The sequence below is a fragment of the Pseudomonas sp. P97.38 genome, assembly GCF_001269745.1.
In the GTDB taxonomy this organism is placed as follows: domain Bacteria; phylum Pseudomonadota; class Gammaproteobacteria; order Pseudomonadales; family Pseudomonadaceae; genus Aquipseudomonas; species Aquipseudomonas chlororaphis_E.
In genome coordinates this window covers 446,784-468,653 of sequence record NZ_LHVJ01000024.1, presented here as the reverse complement: position 1 = coordinate 468,653, position 21,870 = coordinate 446,784, and the positions used below count along the sequence as shown (strand labels likewise).

7 protein-coding genes are annotated in these 21,870 nt (G+C 61.0%); 4 read left to right on the top strand and 3 right to left on the bottom strand.

Going from position 1 to position 21,870, the window contains the following annotated elements; translation table 11 throughout:
- Positions 1-655: 655 nt before the first annotated feature.
- A complete protein-coding gene (locus AD664_RS19950; protein ID WP_053148963.1) occupies positions 656-1,348 on the bottom strand; it encodes a GntR family transcriptional regulator in 693 nt (230 codons plus the stop codon).
- Between the two features lie 269 nt (positions 1,349-1,617).
- On the opposite strand from AD664_RS19950, the gene lapG reads away from it, so the two are divergent.
- The 3 genes from lapG to AD664_RS19935 all read left to right on the top strand — a co-directional run bounded on the left by lapG (position 1,618) and on the right by AD664_RS19935 (position 5,318).
- Positions 1,618-2,241 carry a cysteine protease LapG gene (gene lapG / locus AD664_RS19945; RefSeq protein ID WP_371260973.1) on the top strand — a complete coding sequence of 208 codons (624 nt, stop codon included), beginning with the start codon at positions 1,618-1,620 and terminating at the stop codon, positions 2,239-2,241.
- A 14-nt stretch (positions 2,242-2,255) separates the two neighbouring features.
- A complete protein-coding gene (gene lapD / locus AD664_RS19940; protein ID WP_053148960.1) occupies positions 2,256-4,205 on the top strand; it encodes a cyclic di-GMP receptor LapD in 1,950 nt (649 codons plus the stop codon).
- Positions 4,206-4,946: 741 nt separating this feature from the next.
- Positions 4,947-5,318 carry a DUF6124 family protein gene (locus AD664_RS19935; RefSeq protein WP_053148958.1) on the top strand — a complete coding sequence of 124 codons (372 nt, stop codon included), beginning with the start codon at positions 4,947-4,949 and terminating at the stop codon, positions 5,316-5,318.
- A 220-nt stretch (positions 5,319-5,538) separates the two neighbouring features.
- On the opposite strand, the gene AD664_RS19930 is transcribed toward AD664_RS19935, so the two are convergent.
- Together AD664_RS19930 and AD664_RS19925 are read right to left on the bottom strand one after the other, a co-directional pair.
- Positions 5,539-5,877, bottom strand: a complete 339-nt coding sequence (locus AD664_RS19930) for a hypothetical protein (RefSeq protein ID WP_042730632.1) — start codon at positions 5,875-5,877, stop codon at positions 5,539-5,541.
- 118 nt (positions 5,878-5,995) lie between these two features.
- Positions 5,996-20,137, bottom strand: coding sequence for a retention module-containing protein (locus AD664_RS19925; RefSeq protein WP_053148955.1), 14,142 nt, complete (start codon positions 20,135-20,137; stop codon positions 5,996-5,998).
- A gap of 361 nt (positions 20,138-20,498) precedes the next feature.
- On the opposite strand from AD664_RS19925, the gene AD664_RS19920 reads away from it, so the two are divergent.
- Positions 20,499-21,848: a TolC family outer membrane protein gene (locus AD664_RS19920; RefSeq protein ID WP_047736250.1), complete on the top strand. Its 1,350-nt coding sequence runs from the start codon at positions 20,499-20,501 to the stop codon at positions 21,846-21,848.
- Positions 21,849-21,870: the final 22 nt, after the last annotated feature.

Below are 21,870 nucleotides of genomic sequence, written 5' to 3'. Positions count from 1 at the left end.
AGGTGGCTCGAATTTTTATATAGGCGAGCGGGTGCCTGAACCGGAATCCATGAATTACCCAAGTGGCTCAAGCATTCGCTTAATGTGCGTGTTGCGAGTCTACGGTGCCTGTGTTCAGGCGTTGTTGCGCTCTTTAAACAGCCGGTAACAATCCGGCGAATAAAAAACTAATACACGTATCAAGCGGGCGGCAAGTTATTTTTTAATTATTTAAAGTTGGGTATTTATTGGGCGCGAAGGAAGTTATTAAAACTTCTGGAGTAAGTTTTATTGAGGCGAAGAAGCTCCTTCCGATGGATAAGGATCAGAATCGAATCAGTCGAGTGAATGCCTCACTCGGAGCACTTCAGGGATCGGGAAGTTAAGAAGTCTTATGTTTAGGGGAGAGACGTCGGTCGGACATCCGATCATCCCGCCGGTTGGACGACGCTCCTTGCGTGTGGGCTTCGATTCGCCTGGTTTCAGCCAGGCACTGACTGCGACAGGTCTGTTTTTTCAATCGACAAGCGCAAGAGTGGGCCCAAATCGATGGCAGTGCCATTGGGCTTATGGGGCGGAGCGTCGCGGCCACGGCCGCGCCGCGCCAGGCAGGTAATTCGCTGGGTAGGCAGGATATGTAAGAAATTGATACGCCGGCCCGGACGCCGGCGCGAGGTCAGCGTTTCGACGTTTGTTCCAGGTATCGGCGTATGGTGACCGAGGCTTTTTCCAGGTGGTGTTCCAGCAGGGCAACGGCCTTATCGATGTCTCTGGTCGTCGCGGCTTCCAGCAGGGCGCGATGGTCGTCCTGGGTCAGCTTGCCCAGGCCCATGGACGATAGATGAAAACGCAGGAAGCGCTCTTCTTCGTTGAGTTCGCGTTCGATCAGGTCCAGCAGCTTGGCGTTGGGCGCCTTGTGGTAAAGCGACATGTGAAACAGCCGGTTGAGCTTGCCGATCTGGGCATGGTCGGTTTGCGCTTCCAACTGCTCGATATACTGGGCGGCGTGCGCCAGGTCGTCGGCGTCCAGCAACGGAATGGACAGGCGCAAGGCGAAGGACTCCAGGACCGAGCGCAGGGCGTAGGTCTCGACCGCGTTGTTGGTGATCAGTGGCGCCACCACCGCGCCCTTGTGCTGGACCACGTTGAGCAGTGATTGCGCTTCGAGCTGGCGCAGCGCCTCGCGCACCGGCATGCGGCTCACGCCGAACAGATCGGCCAATTCCTGTTGGCGCAGGGCCGTGCCACTGGGCAGGCGCCCGTCGAGAATGGCTTCGCGCAGGGATTCTTCGATGATCGAACGTGCCCGGTCAGCGGGAATGGGTCCGTTGACCTGGATGGTGCTGAGCGGTCTGGGCTTCTGGGTCACGACAACGCATCCTGACGAGTAGTTGAAAATGGATCCAGGCGAACATTAGTAACAGCTTTACGGGCCGTCAAAGACTTGTGGTGTCGGATCCTGAACTACAGTTTAGTCTGCTTGGAGTGATTGCATCCTGCCATTGTCTTTTGCCGGGCCAGGCTTCACCATCCAACGATTTCCAACGGCCCTTTTCGGACGTATTTCCCTTGGCTGCACCTTTCCCTGTTCCCAGGCCCTTGCGTTGGTTGTGTTCGGCAGTGTTGCTGGCCGGCCTCATGCTGGGCGGCCTGCAGGCCGACTGGGACTTCGCGCAGATCAGCCGACGGGCCCAGGCGCTCTACGGGCCCCTGGGGCAGGGGCAACAGCGAATCGATGCCTGGCAGCAATTGCTGGCGACCCAGAAACAGATTCCCGAGCTGGAACAACTCAAGGTGGTGAACCTGTTCTTCAACAAACAGGTGCGCTACGTGGAAGACATCGACCTGTGGCACGAGGTGGACTACTGGGAAACCCCGATCCAGGCCCTGTGGAAAGGAGCCGGCGATTGCGAGGACTATGCCATCGCCAAGTACTTCAGCCTGCGCCATCTCGGGGTCTCCAGTGACAAGTTGCGCATCACCTACGTCAAGGCGTTGCGGCAGAACCGTGCGCACATGGTGCTGACCTACTACGCCACGCCCGAGGCGATGCCGCTGGTGCTCGACAGCCTGGTCGACGGCATCCTGCCGGCCAGCCAGCGAACCGACCTGCTGCCGGTCTACTCTTTCAATGCCGAAGGGTTGTGGCTGCCGGGCGCCAAGGGCAACAAGAAAGTGGGTGATACCAAGCGCCTGTCACGGTGGCAGGATGTGTTGAAAAAAATGCAGGCCGAAGGTTTTCCGGTCGAGACGACTAACTAGGAGCGCGCGCTCAGATGTCCTTGTTCAAACAGCTGTTGATCGCTATCTGTCTGTTCCTGGTGGTTGCCTTCAGCGGCAGCTTCATGGTCAGCCTCGAGAGCTCGCGGACCCAGTACGTCAACCAGTTGCGCTCCCATGCCCAGGATGCGGCCACGGCGTTGGCGCTGTCGCTGACACCGAACATCGACGATCCGGCGATGGTGGAGTTGATGGTCAGCTCGATCTTCGACAGCGGCTACTACGCCAGCATCCGGGTGGTCGACGTGGCCACCGACAAGACCCTGGTCGAGCGCACCGGCACGCCGGACGCCGGCAGCGTGCCGCAGTGGTTCGTCAAACTCATCGGCCTGGAGCCGGCCGGTGGCGATGCGATCGTCAGTCGCGGCTGGGAGCAGGCGGCGCGGGTCGAAGTGGTCAGCCACCCGATGTTCGCCCTCGCCAAGCTGTGGCAGAGCGCGCTGGGCAGCCTGGGGTGGTTGCTGTTGTGCGGCGCTGTCAGCGCGGTGCTGGGGGCCTTGCTGCTGCGGCGTCAGCTCAAACCGTTGGATTACATGGTGCACCAGTCCCACGCCATCGCCCGGCGCGAGTTCCTCAGCTTGCCGGAGCTGCCGCGCACCCCTGAGCTGCGTCGCGTGGTCCAGGCGATGAACCAGATGGTCGAGAAGCTCAAGGCGCTGTTCCAGGAGCAGGCCGAGCGCAGCGAGAAACTGCGCGTGGAGTCTTATCAGGACAACCTCACGGGGCTGGCTAACCGGCGCTATTTCGAAATGCAGCTCAACGCCCGGGTGAGCAACCCGGAGCAGGCCAGCTCCGGTTACCTGTTGCTGTTGCGGGTCAAGGACCTGGCCGGTTTGAACCAGCGCTTGGGCGGCCAGCGCACGGACCAATTGCTTAAGGCGGTGGGCGAGCAGTTGCTGCGTGAAAGCGCGCGCTACCCGGAAACCCAGAACCTGGTGACGCGTATTCGGGGTGGCGAATTTGCTGTGTTGGCGCCGGGCCTGGTGCGTGAGGAAGCGCTGCAACTGGCACAGAACCTTGAAAACGCGCTGGCCAGCCTGCATGCCACCGGCGCGACCGACGTGGCGTCGGTGGCTTCCATCGGCCTGGCGCCTTTCGTCCATGGCGACTCACCGCAAGCAGTGCTCCAGCTCGGCGACCAGGCCCTGGCCCAGGCCGAAAGCCAAGGCGAACCGAGCTGGGCCTGCCTGGACCACAGTGCGGTCAAGCGTGTGGCCGACGATCACCATGCCTGGCATACGTTGCTCGACCAGGCCCTGAACCAGCAGCGTTTCGAGTTGTACTTCCAACCGGTGGTAGCAGCCCAGGACACCGCCATGGTGCTGCATTACAAGGTCTTGTCGCGGCTGCTCGACGAGCAAGGCCAGACCATTCCCGCCGGGCGTTTCCTGCCCTGGCTGGAGCGTTTCGGCTGGACGGCGCGGCTGGACCGCCTGATGCTCGAACAGGTGCTCAGGCAAATGGCCGGGCACGATCAATCCCTGGCGCTGAACCTCTCTTCCGCCACCCTGGGCGACCCACAGGCGTTGAACAAGGTCTTCGAGATCCTGCGGGCCCACTCCAACTTCGGGCCGCGCCTGACCCTGGAGATCGGCGAGGAACAGTTGCCTGAGCAAGCGGTGCTGGAGCAACTGACTCGGCAACTGCGCGAGCTGGGGTTCTCGTTGAGCCTGCAGCGCTTTGGTGGGCGGTTCAGCATGATCGGTAACCTGTCGCGGTTGGGGTTGGCTTATCTGAAAATCGATGGCGGCTACATTCGCGCCATCGACCAGGAGAGTGACAAGCGCCTGTTCATCGAGGCGATCCAGCGTGCTGCCCACAGTATCGACTTGCCGTTGATTGCCGAGCGGGTGGAGACCGAGGGGGAGTTGGCGGTGATTCGGGAGATGGGGTTGTTTGGGGTGCAGGGGCGGTTGGTTGGGGAGCCTGGGCGTTGGGGGAATTGAGTACATATCCGTTGCTGCGGTAACGGCGGCTTATGGTTCCGCCCTTACGGCGGCTCACTTTTTTTCAGGCGCCAAAAAAAGTAAGCAAAAAAGGCTTGCCCCACCACTCGGCACCTCGCTTGGGCGAGGTGTTCCCTCACTCCGGCATTGCTCCGTGGGCCCGCCGCGAAGGGCCATCCATGGCCCAGCGCGGCTACCTCGGCATCCATGCCGAGGTGCCCACTGCGCAATGCCTGCGTTCGGCCAGCGTGGTTAACGGGGCCTCAAGATCAAAAGCCAAAGCCAAAGCCAAAGCCAAAGCCAAAGCCAAAGCCAAAGCCAAAGCCAAAGCGAGGCGGTTTTACGGCCGACTTGTCTCTCTCGGGTGTACGCCGATCCATTGTGGGAGCGGGCTTGCCCGCGAAGGCGGCGGCCCAGGCAATCCAGCTCTTGAAGGTGCATAAAGCCAGCAAGTCCTAGGAGATTTCCTTCAAGGTGTAGCGAATTTGGTGAACTTGTCCGGTACCGGACTCGTGGCTAGTCTGGGTTTGTCACTGAAAAAACGGTGACACTGGCGTGCAAGCCGGTTAAAAGACGACGCACAAGCGCTTTATGGCGGTTGTGCGTGGGAGATTTCTTCGCGAGGGGAAGTCTGCCGGGGTTCCGTCTGCCCGGTCTTGCACACCTGCGTACAACTGCCACCTCTATTTGCGTGCAAGCGAAAGGGTGTCGGTTCCACTACTACAGATGGAGCTACACAATATGTACAAAATTACTCCAAACCCGCCAGGCACCTCTGGCAACCCCTCCGACAAATCCTCGAAATCCAAAAAACTCGACGAAGCCGCCGAGCGTGCCCTCGACTACTACCTCAATCCCAAACCTACTGATGAAGCCTCGGGAAAACCCTCAACCGCCCAGCTCTTCATGGTCTCCCCAGACATCGACACCGAAACCCTCCTGGCCAACGCCTCCGAAGACTTGCTGTCCATCAGCGCCATCGCCGCCGACCTGGCTGACGACGTCGACGGCTCACGCCGCAGCGTGATCCTGGCGATCAGCCGAATGGCCGATGGGGTGCATTTGTTGGTGGAGCGGGCGATGGATCGGCTGGAAGCGCAAGCGCCGAGCTGACAGGTCTGTGGTGGATTGAGAACCGCCTTCGTCGGATCAGACACACCCCAAGGACCGTGGCGAGGGAGCTTGCTCCCGCTCGGCTGCGCAGCAGTCGCAAGAGCGGACAGTGCGGTCTGCCTGGAGATATGCCGGGGCCTGCTTCGCAGGCCAGCGGGAGCAAGCTCCCTCGCTACAGAGGCTGTGTACTGCCTCTGTAGCGTCAGCCTGAGAGTCAGGGCTAGATCAACCCCTTCTCATCATCATCGATCAACCGGCTCAACCCTCCCAATGCCACCCGTGCCTGGTTGCGGTCCATCAGTTTGGCCTGGGCCGCCGGTGGCAGGTCGGTGACGCGGATGACGCCTTTGCTGGTCAGCACCTGGATCAAGTCGTCGAGTACCCGGATCATCTCCAGGTCGCTCTGCTTGAGCTGCTTGAGGCTGTTTTCCACCGCCTGGTTGGCAAACCAGTCCTGGATCTCGTGGTTGTCGGCCGGCAGGGTTTCGGTGGCTTCGGCATAGGCGATGGCTTCTACGCGCACCAGCAAGCCTTGTGCATCGCGTTGCACATAAAACATCGGGCATCCCTCATGTATGAAGCGGCGTCATGCTGGGCAGCATAGGCCAACTCTGCGGGAGTATGAACACTTATTGTGGCGAGGGAGCTTGCTCCCTCGCCACCGGTTTGTGTCAGGTTCAGCTGTTGTTGTGATCGATCTTGATGGTCGGGTCGCTGCCGGCGATCAACGAGTTCAGGTTGACGCTCGACCAGTTGTTGCCTTCCAGCTTGATCGTTACGTCAGGCGTCGCCGCGGCGTTGCCGGTGTTGAACTGGCCGGAGCTGCTCACTTGCAGCGACGACACCCCATCGACCGTGCTGATTTTCAGGAAGTGGTCGATGGTGCTGCCGCTTTCGCCTTGCAACAGATCCCGCAGGTCGATCCGGTCACCTTCAGCGGCCTTGAAGTCCTTGATCACGTCAGTCCCGGTGTCACCGGACTTCCAGACAAAGGTATCGCCGCCCAAGCCACCGATCAGGGTGTCATTGCCCTGGCCGCCAATCAGCGTGTCGTTGCCGGTGCCACCGAGCAGGATGTCGTTGCCCTTGCCACCGTCGAGCAGGTCGTTGCCGCCCTGGCCGAAGATGATGTCGTTGCCTGCGCCGCCGAGCAGGGTGTCATTGCCATCGTGGGCACCCGAGACATCGAACGCGGTGTAGTGTTCGGTGATGTACTGGTGCACGTTGCTGGTGGTGACTTTACTGACGTCCACGCCGTTCTGCTGGGCAACGAACGCCTGGATGGCCTGGTAACCCTCGCCGGCAATGCCGTTGAAGCTCACCAGGTCGCCGAACAGGATGTCGTGGCCATCGCCGCCATTGACGGTGTCGGCCCCCGGCATGGTCGCTTCGGTGTGGCCGATGATCGAGTTGGCCAGGTTTTTCGGGTCGATGTTGGTCTGCGGCGTCTGGTCCGAGTCGTAGGGCTTGAGGTCGGCCAGGGTCACGCCCTGGTTCAGGCCGATGGCTTCCACGCCGGACACCGAGCTGAGCAGCGCAAAGGCACTCAGGGAGTTGCTGCTGGTGGCCGAGTCGGTGCTGTTGCCGGTGCCGCTGAGGTAGGACAGTTCATAGGTGCCGTCCCCTTGGGCATGCAGGGTGCCCAGTTCCTCGCTGCTCCAGTAGCCGCCCCACGACTTCTGCCAGGTCTGCAGCGTGACGTTGCCGCTGCTATCGACCTGCACGCGGTGCTTGCTGTCCAGATCGGCGCTGAAGGTTTGCCCAAGCTTGTAGTTGTTGGTGGTGATGAGGCTGTCCAGCTTCACATCGCCATACAGGGTCGGGTTCGTCTGCTCGCCGGCCTGGTAGAACGTCGGCTGGCCGTCGGTGATGAAGTACGTCAGGTTCTTCGCGCCGGTGTTGGCCATGGCCTCGGTACTCTTGAACCAGTTGGCCGTGGTCTTGAACACGTCCTCGTAGTTGGTGCCGCCGCCGGAAACCATGGAGTTCAGCACGCCCTTGAGCAGTGTCAGGGCATTCGGGTCGTTGAGGTTCACCGAAACGGTCTTGTTCACCTGGGCGTCGAAGTCGGCCAGGAAGATGTTCACCGTGCCGGAGTTGCTGCCCAGGCTTTGCTTGAGGGTGTTGAACACCGACGTCAGCGAATCCTTGGCCGCGGTGATGGACGAGGAACTCATGCTGCCGGAGCTGTCGACCATGAAGGCGATGTTGTAGTTGACGCCCGGTACCACGGTCAGGCCGCCGATGTCGGCGACAATGATGTCGTTGGCGTCGGTGCCGACGACGTTGTCACTGGCGGAGGTCGCGGTGGTGGCGTTGTAGACGGCCGGGTACACGGTAACCGGGATCTGGGCCGTGGTGACCGCCGAGCCTCCCAGGGCCTCGGTTGCCGTCGACGTCACGGTCACGTTGAACTTGCCGTTGTAGTACGCCGGTGGCGTCAAGGTCAGGCTGCCCAGGTTCCAGCCGGTGATCGAGGCTTCGCCGCTGCTGCCCACGGTCGCGGTGTGGCCCGCGCCATCGGTCAGCACGCTGCCTTCAGGGATACCGCCGACTTTCACGCTCAGGCTTTCGGAGCCGTCGGTGTCGGTCAGGGCGGTGGTGATCTTCGACAGGTGCACGCTGGAGCCTTCGGCGCCTTCGTTGAGCTTGTAGCCGTCGTAGTAACCCTCGCCATTGCTGCCGTGCAGGTCGGAGACCGTCACGCCCGCATTCGCCAGGTCAGCCACGCCGGTGTACAGCGGTACGCCAGCACTGCTCAGGTCGACCGCCGTGCCGCCGTTGACCGACAGGTTCACGTCATAGCTGCCCGGACCGGTCTGGTTGTGGTGGTAGATGTCCAGGGTGTAGTAGCCGCTGGTGGTCGGCGTGAACGAGCCGTTCAGCTTGCCGCCCGCGCCCCAGGTAATCGCCGCCACGTCCTTGCCGCCGACGGTCACCAACAGGCTGTCATCGCCGGTGCCGCTGAAGGTGTAGGTCTTGCCGGCTTCGAGGTAAATCAGACCGGAAGTTTTCGACGCCGTGCCAGGGTTCACGTTGCTATCGGACTGCACGTTGGTCACGGTGCTGCTGCTGTTCGGCGTGCCGGCAGCATCGATCACCGACTTGAGGGTGCCGGACGGCGCGCCGCTGCCATCGGTGCCCAGGCCAGACAGGCCGGTCCAGACTTCCTTGATCAGGCCGGTGGAGGTCACGCTGTTGCCGGCCACGCTGAGGGTCGGGGCGTCGGCAACGGGTGTGATGTCGATCTTCACGGTGCCGGTAGTGCCCAGCGCCTGGCCGTCGGTGGGCTGGAAGCTGATCTGTGCGTAATCGGCCTTTTGATCGCCCACGCCGGCCGGGTTGCCGTTGGCACCGGATTCGTTGGCATCCGGCGTGAAGCGCAGCTTGCCGGCATCGATGTCGGCCTTGGTGAAGGTCTGGTTGTTGGCCACGTCCTTCCAGGTTGCGCCATCGAGGTACTGCAACTTGCCGTCGCTGGGCAGGCCGGTGATTTTCACGCCCAGGCTGGCTGCCGGGCTGTCCAGGTCGCTGACGCCGAAGGTCGACCAGCCGAGGACCAGCGAAGTGTCCTCGGTACCGGTCACCGCACCGCCGGTGGCCACCGGTGCATCGTTGACCCCGACCACGTTCACGGTGGTGGTGGCGGTGTTGGAGTAACTGGTGCCGTCGGTCACGGTCACGGTGATGATGCGCGGGACAGTGCTTGGGTCATCGCTGCTGTTGGTGAAGCTGATGTTCTTGATCTGCTGCATGTAGTCGGCGAGCGTCGCGTTGCCTGACAGGGTCAGCGTGACCGTACCGTTGGTGCTGTTGGCGTTGATGCTGATGCCATTGACGCTGTTGCCCAGGTTCAGCGCATCGCCGGGCTGACGGTTGGTCAGCACGATGGTGGCGCCGGTCAGCATGGTGCTGTCCGGGTCGGTGATTTTCAGGTCAGTGTCGCCAATCGATACGCCCTGGCCAGGGGTGCCTTCGGTGAAGGTCACCTGATAGTCAGCGCCGGTCTTGCCGCTGGAGTTGTTGGCATCCAGGTCGAGTACCGGTGGCGCATCGTTGTCGATGATCGAGGTGCTGACGCTGCCATTGGTGCCGCTGATTGCCAGGTTCTCGAAGTTGCCGCCGGTGGCCGAGTCGATCTTGACCACGAAGTTTTCCGTGCCTTCGGTGATCTTGTCGTCCAGCGTGGCCACGTTGAAGGTGGCGCTGGTGCCGTTGGCCGGGATCTTCACGGTGTAGACGCCGGTGAAGTCCGAGCCGTCGGCGGCGGTGCCGCTGTAGACGATCTTGAGCGTCACCTCGGTTTGCGCCGGGTTCGTCAGGCTGACGGTGTACGTAGCGGTCTGGCCTTCGGTGACCGACGTGCTGCCGCTGATGCTGACAGTACTGGTGTCGATGGTGTCGGTGACATTGGTCACAGCTGGAGTGGTACTTGGCACCAGGTGCTCGAAGTTGCCACCCGTGGCCTTGTCGATGCTGACTTCGACCTTGCCGGCGTCCTTGTAGACGTCATCTTTTGGTGCGTCGACAGTGACGGTGCCCGTGGTTTTGCCGGCGTCGATGTGAATGACGGCGCCATTGCTCAGGGTAACGTCGACAGGTGTACCGGCCGCGTTGGTCAGGGTCGCGGTGTAGGTGATCTGACCACCCTCGGCCACGCTACCGGTAGCGCTCAGGCTAAGGCCGGTGGTGTCCTGGGTGTCCGTAACCGTGGTGTCAGCGGTTTTGCCATCGATGGCGAGTTTTTCGTAGTTGCCGCCCTGGGCGTTATCAATCTTGACGCTCAGGTGGTTGCCGCCGGCAAGGGCGTCGTTTGGTGCAACGAAGTTCACCGACGCGGAGCTTGCGCCCACGGGGATGGTGATGGTCTGGCCGTTGCTCAGCGTGACGACCAGCGGAGCGTTGGTGACCGGGGCGTTGACCGAGGCGGTGTAGACCACGGTGCCGCCTTCGGCGACGGTCGAAGTGGCGGACAGGCTGACGGTCGATGTGTCGATGGTGTCGGTAACGTCAGTGACAGCCGGAGTGGTGCTCGGAACCAGGTTTTCGAAGTTACCGCCCGTGGCTTTATCGATACTGACTTCAACCTTGCCGGCGTCTTTGTAGACGTCGTCTTTAGGCGCGTCGACAGTGACGGTGCCCGTGGTTTTGCCGGCGTCGATGTGGATGACGGCGCCATTGCTCAGGGTCACGTCGACAGGTGTACCGGCCGCGTTGGTCAGGGTCGCGGTGTAGGTGATCTGACCACCCTCGGCCACGCTACCGGTAGCGCTCAGGCTAAGGCCGGTGGTGTCTTGAGTATCGGTAACCGTGGTGTCAGCGGTTTTGCCATCGATGGCGAGTTTTTCGTAGTTGCCGCCCTGTGCGTCATCAATCTTGACGCTCAGGTGATTGCCGCCGGCGAGGGCGTCGTTTGGCGCAACGAAGTTCACCGACGCAGAGCTTGCGCCGACCGGAATGGTGATGGTTTGGCCGTTGCTCAGTGTGACGACCAATGGCGCGTCAGTGACTGGAGCGTTGACCGAGGCGGTGTAGACAACGGTGCCGCCTTCGGCGACGGTCGAGGTGGCCGACAGGCTGACGGTCGAAGTGTCGATGGTGTCGGTAACGTCCGTGACAGCCGGAGTGGTGCTCGGCACCAGGTTTTCGAAGTTACCGCCCGTGGCTTTATCGATACTGACTTCAACCTTGCCCGCGTCTTTGTAGACGTCGTCTTTCGGCGCGTCGACGGTGACGGTGCCGGTGGTTGCACCAGCGGCGATGTTGATCACTGCACCGTTGCTCAACGTCACAGTCACTGGCGTGCCGGCGGCGTTGGTCAGGGTTGCGGTGTAAACGATCGAGCCGCCTTCAGCGACCGAATCAGTCGCACTCAAGGTCAGGCCTGTAGTGTCCTGGGTATCGGTAACGGTGGTGTCAGCAGTTTTACCGTCGATGGCGAGTTTTTCGTAGTTGCCGCCCTGTGCGTCATCAATTTTGACGCTCAGGTTATCGCCGCCAGCGAGCGCGTCGTTCGGTGCAACGAAGTTCACCGAAGCAGAGCTTGCGCCCATTGGGATGGTGATGGTCTGGCCGTTGCTCAGCGTGACGACCAGCGGCGCTTCAGTGACTGGCGCGTTGACCGAGGCGGTGTAGACCACGGTACCGCCTTCGGCCACGGTCGAAGTCGCAGTAAGCGAAACGGTACTGGTGTCGATGGTGTCGGTAACGTCCGTGACAGCCGGAGTAGTGCTCGGCACCAGGTTTTCGAAGTTACCGCCAACGGCTTTATCGATGCTGACTTCAACTTTGCCGGCGTCTTTGTAGACGTCATCTTTCGGCGCGTCGACGGTCACAGTGCCGGTGGTTGCACCTGCGGCGATGTTGATCACGGCGCCATTGCTCAGCGTCACGGTCACTGGGGTGCCGGCGGCGTTGGTCAGGGTTGCGGTGTAAACGATCGAGCCACCTTCAGCCACTGTGTCAGTTGCGGAAAGCGTCAGGCCGGTGGTGTCCTGGGTGTCGGTAACGGTGGTGTCAGCAGTTTTACCGTCGATGGCGAGTTTTTCGTAGTTGCCGCCCTGGGCGTCGTCAATCTTGACGCTCAAGTTGTCGCCGCCAGCGAGGGCATCGTTCGGTGCAACGAAGTTCACCGACGCAGAGCTTGCACCGACCGGAATGGTGATGGTTTGACCGTTGCTCAGCGTGACGACCAGCGGCGCTTCAGTGACCGGGGCGTTGACCGAAGCGGTGTAAACGACAGTGCCGCCTTCAGCGACGGTCGAAGTGGCGGTCAGGCTGACGGTCGACGTATCGATAGTATCGGTAACGTCAGTGACCGCTGGAGTAGTGCTCGGCACGAGATTTTCGAAGTTACCGCCCGTGGCTTTATCGATACTGACTTCAACCTTGCCAGCATCTTTGTAGACGTCGTCTTTTGGCGCGTCGACAGTGACGGTACCGGTGGTTGCACCAGCGGCGATGTTGATTACCGCGCCGTTGCTCAGCGTGACGGTCACTGGCGTGCCGGCGGCGTTGGTCAGGGTCGCGGTGTAAACGATCGAGCCACCTTCAGCAACCGAATCCGTCGCACTCAAGGTCAGGCCGGTAGTGTCCTGGGTATCGGTAACGGTGGTGTCAGCGGTTTTGCCATCGATGGCGAGTTTTTCGTAGTTGCCGCCCTGTGCGTCATCGATCTTGACGCTCAGGTGGTTGCCGCCAGCGAGGGCATCGTTCGGTGCAACGAAGTTCACCGACGCAGAGCTTGCGCCGACCGGAATAGTGATGGTTTGGCCGTTGCTCAGCGTAACGACCAGAGGCGCGTCAGTGACTGGCGCATTAACCGAAGCGGTGTAGACCACGGTGCCGCCTTCAGCAACGGTCGAGGTGGCCGTCAGGCTGACGGTCGACGTATCGATGGTATCGGTAACGTCAGTCACGGCTGGGGCAGTGCTCGGAACCAGGTTTTCGAAGTTGCCGCCAGCGGCTTTATCGATACTGACTTCAACCTTGCCGGCGTCCTTGTAGACGTCGTCTTTCGGCGCGTCGACGGTCACAGTGCCAGTGGTCGCACCAGCCGCGATGTTGATCACGGCGCCATTGCTCAACGTCACAGTGACTGGCGAGCCTGCAGCATTAGTCAGGGTTGCGGTGTAGACGATTGAACCACCTTCAGCAACCGAATCAGTCGCGCTCAAGGTCAGACCGGTGGTGTCTTGAGTATCGGTAACCGTGGTGTCAGCGGTTTTGCCATCGATGGCGAGTTTTTCGTAGTTGCCGCCCTGGGCGTCGTCAATCTTGACGCTCAGGTTATCGCCGCCAGCGAGTGCATCATTCGGTGCAACGAAGTTCACCGAAGCGGAGCTTGCGCCGACCGGGATCGTGATGGTTTGGCCGTTGCTCAGCGTAACGACCAGAGGCGCGTCAGTGACTGGCGCATTAACCGAAGCGGTGTAAACGACAGTGCCACCTTCGGCCACGGTCGAAGTCGCCGTGAGCGAAACAGTGCTGGTGTCGATGGTGTCGGTGACATCTGTCACCGCTGGAGCGGTGCTCGGAACCAGGTTTTCGAAGTTACCGCCAACCGCTTTATCGATACTGACTTCAACCTTGCCGGCATCTTTGTAGACGTCGTCTTTTGGCGCGTCGACAGTGACGGTACCGGTGGTTGCACCAGCGGCGATGTTGATTACCGCGCCGTTGCTCAGCGTGACGGTCACTGGCGTGCCGGCGGCGTTGGTCAGGGTCGCGGTGTAAACGATCGAGCCACCTTCAGCAACCGAATCCGTCGCACTCAAGGTCAGGCCTGTAGTGTCCTGGGTGTCGGTAACGGTGGTGTCAGCAGTTTTACCGTCGATGGCGAGATTTTCGTAGTTGCCGCCCTGTGCGTCGTCAATCTTGACGCTCAGGTTATCGCCGCCAGCGAGCGCGTCGTTCGGTGCAACGAAGTTCACCGACGCAGAGCTTGCGCCCACGGGAATGGTGATGGTCTGGCCGTTGCTCAGTGTGACAACCAGCGGAGCATCAGTGACCGGAGCATTGACCGAAGCGGTGTAAACGACAGTGCCACCTTCAGCCACAGTCGAAGTCGCCGTGAGCGAAACGGTGCTGGTGTCGATGGTGTCGGTAACATCCGTGACAGCCGGGGTGGTGCTTGGAACGAGGTTCTCGAAGTTGCCACCCGTTGCCTTGTCGATGCTGACTTCAACCTTGCCGGCGTCTTTGTAGACGTCGTCCTTCGGTGCGTCGACGGTGACGGTGCCCGTGGTTTTGCCGGCGTCGATGTGAATGACGGCGCCATTGCTCAGGGTCACGTCGACAGGTGTACCGGCCGCGTTGGTCAGGGTCGCGGTGTAGGTGATCTGACCACCCTCGGCCACGGTACCGGTAGAGCTCAGGCTAAGGCCGGTGGTGTCTTGAGTATCGGTAACGGTGGTGTCAGCAGTTTTACCGTCGATGGCGAGTTTTTCGTAGTTGCCGCCCTGTGCGTCATCAATTTTGACGCTCAGGTTATCGCCGCCAGCGAGCGCGTCGTTCGGTGCAACGAAGTTCACCGAAGCAGAGCTTGCGCCCACTGGGATGGTGATGGTCTGGCCATTCGACAAGGTGACGACCAATGGCGCGTCAGTGACTGGCGCGTTGACCGAAGCGGTGTAGACCACGGTGCCGCCTTCGGCGACGGTCGAGGTGGCCGACAGGCTGACGGTCGAAGTGTCGATGGTGTCAGTAACATCAGTCACAGCCGGGGTGGTGCTCGGAACCAAGTTCTCGAAGTTACCGCCAACCGCTTTATCAATGCTGACTTCAACTTTTCCGGCGTCTTTGTAGACGTCGTCTTTAGGCGCGTCGACAGTGACGGTACCGGTGGTCGCACCAGCCGCGATGTTGATCACCGCGCCGTTGCTCAACGTGACGGTCACAGGGGTGCCGGCGGCGTTGGTCAGAGTAGCGGTGTAAACGATCGAGCCACCTTCAGCCACGCTACCGGTAGCGCTCAGGCTAAGGCCGGTGGTGTCTTGAGTATCGGTAACCGTGGTGTCAGCGGTTTTGCCATCGATGGCGAGTTTTTCGTAGTTACCGCCCTGGGCATCGTCAATCTTGACGCTCAAGTTGTCGCCGCCAGCGAGGGCATCGTTCGGTGCAACGAAGTTCACCGAAGCAGAGCTTGCGCCGACCGGAATGGTGATGGTTTGGCCGTTGCTCAGCGTAACGACCAGAGGCGCGTCAGTGACTGGCGCATTAACCGAAGCGGTGTAAACGACAGTGCCACCTTCGGCCACCGTCGAAGTCGCAGTAAGCGAAACGGTGCTGGTGTCGATGGTGTCGGTGACATCTGTCACAGCCGGGGTGGTGCTCGGAACCAAGTTCTCGAAGTTACCGCCAACCGCTTTATCAATGCTGACTTCAACTTTTCCGGCGTCTTTGTAGACGTCGTCTTTAGGCGCATCAACAGTGACGGTACCGGTGGTTGCACCAGCGGCGATGTTGATCACTGCACCGTTGCTCAGCGTGACGGTCACTGGTGTGCCAGCCGCATTGGTCAGGGTTGCGGTGTAAACGATCGAACCGCCTTCAGCGACAGTGTCGGTTGCGGAAAGCGTCAGACCGGTGGTGTCTTGAGTATCGGTAACGGTGGTGTCAGCAGTTTTGCCATCGATGGCGAGTTTTTCGTAGTTACCGCCCTGTGCGTCATCGATCTTGACGCTCAAGTTGTCGCCGCCAGCGAGCGTGTCGTTCGGTGCAACGAAGTTCACCGAAGCAGAGCTTGCGCCCACTGGGATGGTGATGGTTTGACCGTTGCTCAGCGTAACGACCAGAGGCGCGTCAGTGACTGGAGCGTTGACCGAAGCGGTGTAAACGACAGTGCCACCTTCAGCCACCGTCGAAGTCGCCGTAAGCGAAACGGTGCTGGTGTCGATGGTGTCGGTAACGTCAGTGACAGCCGGGGTAGTGCTTGGAACGAGGTTCTCGAAGTTGCCACCCGTTGCCTTGTCGATGCTGACTTCGACCTTGCCGGCGTCTTTGTAGACGTCGTCTTTAGGCGCATCCACAGTGACGGTACCGGTGGTTGCACCGGCGGCGATGTTGATGACCGCACCGTTGCTCAACGTCACGGTTACTGGGGTGCCGGCGGCGTTGGTCAGAGTAGCGGTGTAAACGATCGAGCCGCCCTCAGCCACAGTATCGGTTGCGGAAAGCGTCAGGCCGGTGGTGTCCTGGGTGTCGGTAACGGTGGTGTCAGCAGTTTTACCGTCGATGGCGAGTTTTTCGTAGTTGCCGCCCTGGGCGTCGTCAATCTTGACGCTCAAGTTGTCGCCGCCAGCGAGGGCATCGTTCGGTGCAACGAAGTTCACCGACGCAGAGCTTGCACCGACCGGAATGGTGATGGTTTGACCGTTGCTCAGCGTGACGACCAGCGGCGCTTCAGTGACCGGGGCGTTGACCGAAGCGGTGTAAACGACAGTGCCGCCTTCAGCGACGGTCGAAGTGGCGGTCAGGCTGACGGTCGACGTATCGATAGTATCGGTAACGTCAGTGACCGCTGGAGTAGTGCTCGGCACGAGATTTTCGAAGTTACCGCCCGTGGCTTTGTCGATGCTGACTTCGACCTTGCCGGCGTCTTTGTAGACGTCGTCTTTCGGCGCGTCGACGGTCACAGTGCCGGTGGTTGCACCTGCCGCGATGTTGATCACGGCGCCGTTGCTCAACGTGACGGTCACTGGGGTGCCGGCTGCATTAGTCAGGGTCGCGGTGTAAACGATCGAGCCACCTTCGGCAACGGTGCCCGTAGCGCTCAGGCTAAGACCGGTGGTGTCCTGTACGTCAGTCACCGAGGTTTCAGCTGGCGTTTTATCTGCAACCAGATTTTCGTAGTTGCCGCCCTGAGCGTCGTCAATTTTGACGCTCAAGTTGTCGCCGCCGGCGAGGGCATCGTTTGGCGCAACGAAGTTTACCGACGCGGAGCTTGCGCCCACGGGAATAGTGATGGTCTGGCCGTTGCTCAGTGTTACAACCAGCGGAGCATCAGTCACCGGGGCATTAACCGAAGCGGTGTAAACGACGGTGCCGCCTTCGGCCACCGTCGACGTCGCCGTGAGCGAGACAGTGCTGGTGTCGATGGTGTCGGTGACATCAGTCACTGCTGGGGCAGTGTTCGGAACCAGGTTTTCGAAGTTACCGCCAACGGCTTTATCGATGCTGACTTCGACCTTGCCGGCGTCCTTGTAGACGTCGTCTTTTGGCGCGTCCACAGCCACGGAACCAGTGATTGCACCGGCCGCGATGTTGATCACGGCGCCGTTGCTCAGCGTCACGGTGACTGGGGTACCGGCAGGGTTGGTCAGTGTCGCTGTGTAGAGGATCTGACCGCCCTCTGCCACTTCGGTGGATGCCGACAGACTCAGATCGGTAGTGTCCGTCGAATCGGTGATCGTAGTGACTGCTGGCGTGGTGCTCGGTACCAGGTTCTCGAAGTTGCCGCCGGTGGCCCCGGTAATGGTGGTGCTGACGGTGCTGCCATTGTTGTAGACGTCGTTAGCCGGGGTGTCGACGGTGACGGTGCCGGCGGTCTGGCCCGCCGCGATGGTGATGACCGAGCCATTGCTCAAGGTCACGGTCACCGGCGTTTGAGCGGCATTGGTCAGGGTGGCGGTGTAGGTGATCTGGCCGCCTTCGGTGATGGTGTTGTTGGCGGACAGGGTCAGGCCGGTGGTATCGGCCGAATCGGTAATCGTCGTGACCGCTGGCGTGGTGCTCGGTACCAGGTTTTCGAAGTTGCCGCCGGTGGCACCGGTAATGGTGGTGCTGACGGTGCTGCCGTTGTTGTAGACGTCGTTAGCCGGGGTGTCGACGGTGACGGTGCCGGCGGTCTGGCCCGCCGCGATGGTGATGACCGAGCCATTGCTCAAGGTCACGGTCACCGGCGTTTGAGCGGCATTGGTCAGGGTGGCGGTGTAGGTGATCTGGCCGCCTTCGGTGATGGTGTTGTTGGCGGACAGGGTCAGGCCAGTGGTATCAGCCGAATCGGTAATCGTCGTGACTGCTGGCGTGGTGCTTGGCACCAGGTTCTCGAAGTTGCCGCCGGTGGCACCGGTAATGGTGGTGCTGACGGTGCTGCCGTTGTTGTAGACGTCGTTAGCCGGGGTATCGACGGTGACGGTGCCGGCGGTCTGGCCCGCAGCGATGGTGATGACCGAGCCATTGCTCAAGGTCACAGTCACCGGGGTTTGAGCGGCGTTGGTCAAGGTGGCGGTGTAGGTGATCTGACCGCCTTCGGTGATGGTGTTGCTGGCAGACAGGGTCAGGCCAGTGGTATCAGCCGAATCGGTAATCGTCGTGACTGCTGGCGTGGTGCTTGGCACCAGGTTCTCGAAGTTGCCGCCGGTGGCACCGGTAATGGTGGTGCTGACGGTGCTGCCGTTGTTGTAGACGTCGTTGGCCGGGGTGTCGACGGTGACGGTGCCGGCGGTTTGGCCCGCAGCGATGGTGATGACCGAGCCATTGCTCAAGGTCACAGTCACCGGGGTTTGAGCGGCGTTGGTCAAGGTGGCGGTGTAGGTGATCTGACCGCCTTCGGTGATGGTGTTACTGGCGGACAGGGTCAGGCCGGTGGTATCAGCCGAATCAGTGATCGTAGTGACCGCTGGCGTGGTGCTCGGTACCAGGTTCTCGAAGTTGCCGCCGGTGGCACCGGTAATGGTGGTGCTGACGGTGCTGCCGTTGTTGTAGACGTCGTTGGCCGGGGTATCGACGGTGACGGTGCCGGCGGTCTGGCCCGCAGCGATGGTGATGACCGAGCCATTGCTCAGGGTCACGGTCACCGGCGTTTGAGCGGCGTTGGTCAGTGTGGCGGTGTAAGTGATCTGACCGCCTTCGGTGATGGTGTTGCTGGCGGAGAGGGTCAGGCCAGTGGTATCAGCCGAATCGGTAATCGTAGTGACTGCTGGCGTGGTACTTGGCACCAGGTTTTCGAAATTGCCACCGGTGGCACCGGTAATAGTGGTGCTGACAGTGCTGCCATTGTTGTAGACGTCGTTAGCCGGCGTATCGACGGTGACGGTACCGGCGGTCTGGCCGGCCGCGATGGTGATGACCGAGCCATTGCTCAAGGTCACGGTCACCGGGGCTTGAGCCGGATTGGTCAGGGTGGCGGTGTAAGTGATCTGGCCGCCTTCGGTGATGGTGTTGCTGGCAGACAGGGTCAGGCCAGTGGTATCAGCCGAATCGGTAATCGTCGTGACTGCTGGCGTGGTGCTTGGCACCAGGTTCTCGAAGTTGCCGCCGGTGGCACCGGTAATGGTGGTGCTGACGGTGCTGCCATTGTTGTAGACGTCGTTGGCCGGGGTATCGACGGTGACGGTGCCGGCGGTCTGGCCCGCAGCGATGGTGATGACCGAGCCATTGCTCAGGGTCACGGTCACTGGAGTTTGAGCCGGGTTGGTCAGTGTGGCGGTGTAGGTGATCTGGCCGCCTTCAGTCACCGTGTTGCCTGCGGTCAGGGTGACGTTAGTGGTGTCGATGGTGTCGGTGATCTGGGTCACGGCTGGCGTGGTAGGCAGGGTCACGGCGATGCCGGTACCGCCCGTGGTGCCAGTAACGGTCACGCTGATTTGGGTGGGGTCGTTGTAGACCGTGTCGTTCGGGGCCAGCGGAACGTTGACGGTGCCGGTTGTCTGGCCCGCTGGAATCACGATCACGGAGCCGTTGGACAGTGTCACGGTCAGGGCGGTCTGTGGCGCCTGGGTCACGGTTGCGGTGTAGACCAACACACCACCAGCCTCTGTCAGGGTCGGCGTGGCGCTCAGGGTCATCGTCGCGTTGACCACCGCGTTGGCGGTGGTATTGGCATTGGCGTTGGTATCCAGGCCAGTGAGGTCGGTGGTGGTGGCGGCGGCCGTGCTCAGGCCTTCCGTTGGAAAACCGACGGTAGGGTCGACGCTGCCAGCGGTGGCGTCCAGCGCCACGAAGGTGTGACCGCCACCGGCGGCACCGCCCGTCCCCGCGGCGGTGGCGCCGGCAGCGGTGGCTTCCAGGGCTGTCGTCGGGTCGGCACCGGCGGCGATGGCCTGCTGCAGTTCTTCTACCGACGGCGCGGCCTGGGCAGTGGCGGCGGCGAGATCGGTGGAAGAGTCGGGTGCATTGGCGCTCCACTGGGTGTCGCGGCCCAGGTCGAGCGTGCGGCCGTCGGCCAATTCCAACGTGACGGCGCCCGCAGGGCCGGTGTCCAACTGGTCGCCCGTGTACAGGCGATCACCTTCAATGAGTACACGCCGAATGCCCTCGGGGGATACGACGAAAACCTGACCAACAATGCTTTTGACAACGGCAATAACACTGCTCATTGAAGACTTCTCCGGGTGCCACGCTCAGTAGACTTCCATGGACCCGACAGCCTGTAAGGCAGCAGCGGTCTGGACGTTCTTGTTTCGCAAATAGGGGTTGTTTTGACGCTCTACTATGTCAATATTTTGGCTGGTTTTTTCGAGCTTTTTGTTTATGCCAAACTATTGACCTTATGCCGGCCATCCTAAACAATCGCTTCGGTAATGTCACATTGATATTTAAGCGGCGACCTGTTAATTCGGTGCACGATTCGTTTCCTGTTTCGAACTTTCCGACATACGGTCATTCCGGTTGCCATCATCCGATGCAGCGCCACGTTTCGCTGTGATCCACGACAAGAGTTTCAGGAAAAATCCCACCATGCGTTCGCCTCTGTTCAAGGCTTTACCCTTCGCCCTCGCCGCCAGTTTCGTACAAGCACAAACCTTGCCGCAGGCCATGCAACAGGCGCTGGATGTTCATCCTGAAATTCAGGCTGGCGTTAACAGTCGTCTTGCGGCGGACTATCAACTCAAGGCGGCCAAGGGCGGCTACCTGCCTAGAGTGGACCTTGCAGCCGGGTACGGTCGCGAAGGCACCGACAGCGTCACCACCCGCTCGGGCAGCAACAATCACTGGGAAACCCTGAACCGTAGCGAGTCGAGCCTGCGCCTGACGCAAATGGTTTTTGACGGTTTTGCGACGTCCAGCGAAGTGGGGCGTCAACAAGCCACCGTCAACGCCCGCGCGTATTCGCTGCTGGACACCTCCGAGCGCACCGGCCTGACCGTCGCCCAGGTGTACCTGGACGTGCTGACCCGCCGCGAATTCGTGCGCCTGGCCGAGGAAAACCTCAAGAGCCATGAGCGCATCTTCGACCAGATCAAGCTGCGCACCAGCCGTGGCGTAGGCAGTGGCGCCGACCTCGACCAGGCGGAAGCGCGCATGGCCCAGGCGCGCAACAACCTGATCACCGAGCAGACCAACCTGGCCGATGCCGAGACCAACTACCTCAGCGCCGTGGGCCAACTGCCCGACCAACTGGAACGCCCCGCCGATTTTATGGCGCTGCTGCCGGCCAACCTCAACGAAGCCCGCAATCAGATGTTGGAAAACAGCCCGGTGCTGCGTTCGGCCGAGGCGGACATCGTTGCCACCGAGAAGCAGTACGAAGCCGCCAAGTCGAGCTTCTACCCTCGCTTCGATGCAGAGCTGGGCCGCACCGCCGACAACGACCTGGACGGCCAGAACGGCCACAACAATGAATGGCAGGCCATGCTGCGCATGCGCTTCAACCTGTATGCCGGCGGCAGCAACAAGGCTGACCTGGAATCCAAGTCGTACCTGTCCAACCAGGCCCTGGACATCCGCAACAACGCCCTGCGCCAGCTCAACGAAGAGTTGGGCCTGGCCTGGAACGCCATGAACAACGCCAATGCCCAGGTGCCGATCGCCCAGCAGTACGTGGACCGCAGCACCAGCGTGCGCACGGCCTATCAGAAGCAGTTCAGCCTCGGTGAGCGGACCCTGCTCGACTTGCTCGACAGCGAAAACGAGCTGTTCACCGCCTCCCGGCGCCTGGTGGAAATCAAGAACGTGCAGCTGTTCACCCAGTACCGGATCAAGGCGACCATGGGCCAGTTGCTCAAAAGTCAGGGGGTCGTCGCGCCGTTGGCATCGGTTGTGCAGAACGACGTGAAACCCAAGGTCCAGTTGCCTGGGATGAATTAAGCTCCCCATCCGTTTTAACCAG

What these genes read in the sequence shown, in the direction of transcription:
- AD664_RS19925 (WP_053148955.1), bottom strand. Translation starts at nt 20,137, where the DNA reads ATGAGCAGTGTTATTGCCGTTGTCAAAAGCATTGTTGGTCAGGTTTTC.
- AD664_RS19935 (WP_053148958.1), top strand. Translation starts at nt 4,947, where the DNA reads ATGTACAAAATTACTCCAAACCCGCCAGGCACCTCTGGCAACCCCTCC.
- lapD (WP_053148960.1), top strand. Translation starts at nt 2,256, where the DNA reads ATGTCCTTGTTCAAACAGCTGTTGATCGCTATCTGTCTGTTCCTGGTG.
- lapG (WP_371260973.1), top strand. Translation starts at nt 1,618, where the DNA reads ATGCTGGGCGGCCTGCAGGCCGACTGGGACTTCGCGCAGATCAGCCGA.
- AD664_RS19920 (WP_047736250.1), top strand. Translation starts at nt 20,499, where the DNA reads ATGCGTTCGCCTCTGTTCAAGGCTTTACCCTTCGCCCTCGCCGCCAGT.
- AD664_RS19930 (WP_042730632.1), bottom strand. Translation starts at nt 5,877, where the DNA reads ATGTTTTATGTGCAACGCGATGCACAAGGCTTGCTGGTGCGCGTAGAA.